General features: G+C 70.2%; 4 protein-coding genes. 2 read left to right on the top strand and 2 right to left on the bottom strand.

All coding sequences use genetic code 11. The features are described from left to right. On the bottom strand, nucleotides 1-589 hold a 589-nt coding region (locus tag HY703_02875; protein MBI4544122.1), incomplete at its 3' end, for a DNA recombination/repair protein RecA. A 191-nt stretch (nucleotides 590-780) separates the two neighbouring features. Continuing rightward, nucleotides 781-1962: a threonine aldolase family protein gene (locus HY703_02870; GenBank protein ID MBI4544121.1), complete on the bottom strand. Its 1182-nt coding sequence runs from the start codon at nucleotides 1960-1962 to the stop codon at nucleotides 781-783. Nucleotides 1963-2015: 53 nt separating this feature from the next. Between HY703_02870 and HY703_02865 the strand changes: the two genes are divergently transcribed. After that, nucleotides 2016-2648, top strand: coding sequence for a superoxide dismutase (locus tag HY703_02865; GenBank protein ID MBI4544120.1), 633 nt, complete (start codon nucleotides 2016-2018; stop codon nucleotides 2646-2648). 338 nt (nucleotides 2649-2986) lie between these two features. Beyond that, nucleotides 2987-3547 (top strand): hypothetical protein (locus HY703_02860; protein ID MBI4544119.1); only part of this gene is annotated, 561 nt, incomplete at its 3' end.

Genomic DNA, 3547 nt, shown 5'->3' with positions numbered 1-3547 from the left:
TTACGGAGGTCCGCGAGCGGTTGACCGCTCCCGTCAGCTTGCGCAGCGCCTGACGCATGAGGCGGGCATGCAGGCCGACATGTGTGTCGCCCATCTCGCCCTCGATCTCGGCGCGCGGCACCAGCGCGGCCACCGAGTCAATCACCACCACGTCCACGGCACTGCTCCGGATCAGGACCTCGGCGATCTCGAGCGCCTGCTCCCCCGTATCCGGCTGGCTGACCAGCATGTTGTCCACGTCCACGCCCAGCTTGCGCGAGTAGTCGATGTCCAGCGCGTGCTCGGCATCGACGAAGGCGGCCACGCCGCCCTGTTTCTGCACGTTGGCGATCACGTGCAGGCAGAGCGTGGTCTTGCCGCTGGACTCGGGGCCGTAGATCTCGGTGATGCGGCCGCGGGGAATGCCGCCCACGCCAATGGCGGCGTCCAGGTTCATGGCGCCCGTGGGAATCGCCTCGATCTGCATGCGCGCGCCGTCCGCGCCCATGCGCATGATGGAACCCTTGCCGTAGGCGCGCTCGATCTGTGCAATGGCCACGCTCAGCGCCTTGCGCTTCTCGTCGCTCAGCTCGACGGTGGTGGGTGGCATGGTCTTCCGCCTCTGCTGGTGCGGGTGGTAAACCCCCGGTAGCTACCCCGCCGGCTAAGATACGATTCCCGCCCGGCGGGACAAGGGCAAAACCGGCCGATCGCATAGCGCCTGGGGACGACGGCGGCGCCGGCAGCGCGCTGGCCATCTGCACTGCGACGGGCGCCCACGACGGCTGCGGCACCGGGCGCCTATGACGCCTGCAGCACCTCGCGCAGCGCGGCGGCGGCGGCGTGAACGGCGGCGTCGTCTACGTCCAGGTGTGTGACGGCGCGCAGCCGGCGCGACGTGAAGGCGGTGAGCAGCACGCCGTGCTCGCGCAGGCGTTCGACGATGCTTCCGGCCTCCGGCTTCTCGCGGAGCAGGTCGAGCATCACGATGTTGGTTTCTGGCGGGACGACGCGGATCCCGGGCAGCTCGCCGGCGAGGCGGCCGAGCAGGCGGGCGCGCTCGTGGTCCTGGTGCAGCCGTGCGCGGTGGTGCTCGAGAGCGTAGAGGCCGGCGGCGGCCAGAAGTCCGACCTGGCGCATGCCGCCGCCCAGCCGGCGCCGGACGCGCCAGGCCCGCTCGATCAGCTCGGCCGGCCCGGCCAGGAGGGAGCCGGCGGGGCAGCCGAGCCCCTTGGACAGCGTGACCATGAGCAGGTCGGCCTGGGCGGCGTATTCGGCCTCTGGCACGCCGCTCGCCGCGCTGGCATTCCACAGGCGCGAGCCGTCCAGGTAGACGGGCAGCCCGTGCTGCCCGGCGACCTGCCGGATCGCGCGCATGGCGTCCGGGGACAGGATGCGACCGCCGGCCGCGTTGTGGGTGTTCTCGAGGCAGATCAGCGAGGTGCGGATCTGGTAGCGGCTGGCCGGCCGGATCGCCAGAGAGACGAGCTCGGGGGTGAGCATCCCGTCCGGCGTCGCCACCGGCCGGAGCTGCACGCCGGCCCATTGTGCGGGCGCGCCATCCTCCCAATCCACCAGGTGACAGTTCGCCTCCACCACCACCTCGGTCGCCGGCGGGGCGAGGACCAGCAGTGCAGCTTCATTGGCCATGACGCCGCTGGGGAAGAAGAGTGCGGATTCCTTGCCCAGCAGCTCGGCGACCCGGGCCTGGAGCCGGGCGACGGTCGGGTCGTCGCCCAGTGCGTCGTCGCCTACCTCGGCGCGGGCAATGGCCTCGCGCATGGCGGGCGTGGGGCGCGTCACGGTGTCGCTGCGCAGGTCGATCACGGGCGCGAATCTGAGCCGCGGCGCCCGGTGCCGCAAGCGAGCATTGGCCGCCGCATCGACGCGGCGTCGTCCAGACGTTAGAATACGGGCGATGCCCGCCGCGGGGTCAGCCGGCGGGCTTTTTTGCCGGCGGACTGCGGCGTGGAGACTGGCCATTGGAGGACACACGGGCACGGCCCCGGGGCGGGGCCTAAAAAAGGGAGGTGCACATGGCTTATCCGTTCAAGCTGCCGGAGCTGGGCTACCCCTACGACGCCCTCGAGCCGCACATCGATGCGCGAACCATGGAGATCCACCACAGCAAGCACCACGGTACCTACACCACCAACCTGAATGCCGCGCTGGAGAAGCACGCGGAGCTGCAGGGGCAGGAAGCGGAGGCGCTCTTGCGCGACATGAGCAAGGTGCCAGAGGACATTCGCACGGCGGTACGGAACAATGGCGGCGGCTACGTCAACCACAACCTCTTCTGGGAGATCATGACTCCTGGTGGCGGCAAGGAGCCGGCCGGCGCCCTGGCGCGCGCACTGGACGAGGCGTTCGGCTCCTTCGACAATTTCCGCGACCAGGTGAGCAAGGCGGCGCTGGGGCGCTTCGGCTCGGGCTGGGCGTGGCTGGTGCTGGACGGCGTGGGCAAGCCGAAGGTCCTGTCCACGGCCAATCAGGACAGCCCGCTCATGGACGGGCAGCTCCCGGTGCTGGGCCTGGACGTATGGGAGCACGCCTACTACCTGAAGTATCAGAACCGGCGCCCTGACTACGTGCAGGCCTGGTGGAACGTGGTCAACTGGGACGTGGTGGCGCGGCGCTTCGAAGAGGCCCGTGACGTGACCGGCCGCTAGGCCCGGAGCCGCTCGGGCGGCGGATCTGGACAGCCCAGCGCGCATGTGGAGCAGCCCAACGCAGTAGCCGGCGCGCCTGCAGTACGCGCGTCCCCCTGCCCAGGCGCCCTTCGGCGGGGTTTATCCCGAGCCCTTCGAGGCTCCCCTCAGGCAGTCTGCGCCGAGGGGTTCAGGGCAAGTCCTGGCGGCCAGCCCGGGGCGCGTGGTGTAGGCGGGATGCGCCGCATCGTCTGCATTGACGCCGGCCGGGACGCCCGCCTATATTGGCACGGTCACGCCTTTTAAAGCCTCGACTTCGCATATTTTTGCCCCGGCAACCTCTTCGCCGTGCGAGCGCCATGGAAAAGCGCATCTTGCCGCGCCTACTCGTGTTCTTGCTGGCGGTTTCGGCCCTGGCCTGCGACGCAGGCGGGCCGCTCGCGCCCGGCGGCACGGTCTCGATCACGCTCATCCCCCGGTTCAGCGCACTGGGCGGGCTGGCGGCCGATTCGCCCGGCATCAACACCATTCGGGTAACGGCCAGGGACGCCTCGACCGACTCCGTCCTGCCGCTGAAGCAGAGGGAGTTTCGAGTCTCTCCTGACAGCGCGCCCTGGCGGCTGGCGCTCGAGCTCGAGGTCCAGGGCGGCGCGGCCGTTCAGGTGCGGCTGGTCATCGAGCTGCTCAACGTGCAGAATGGCCAGCAAAGCGTGCAGTGGAGCGGGCAGGTGGGGCCGCTGACGGTCAAGGTGGGGACCACTTCGGACCCCGCGCCTGTCGAGCTGGTGCGTGGCCCGCCCGGCAACCTGGCGATCACGGCAGTCCAGATCGCAGAGCCCGTGCCCCAGCTCGGGGCGGGCGACACCGCGGACGTCAGGGCCTCGGTGCAGGGCGGTTCCGCGCCCACGCAAGTGTTCTGG

This window comes from Gemmatimonadota bacterium, assembly GCA_016209965.1.
Taxonomy (GTDB): domain Bacteria; phylum Gemmatimonadota; class Gemmatimonadetes; order Longimicrobiales; family RSA9; genus JACQVE01.
This window is presented reverse-complemented; position numbering and strand designations above follow the sequence as displayed.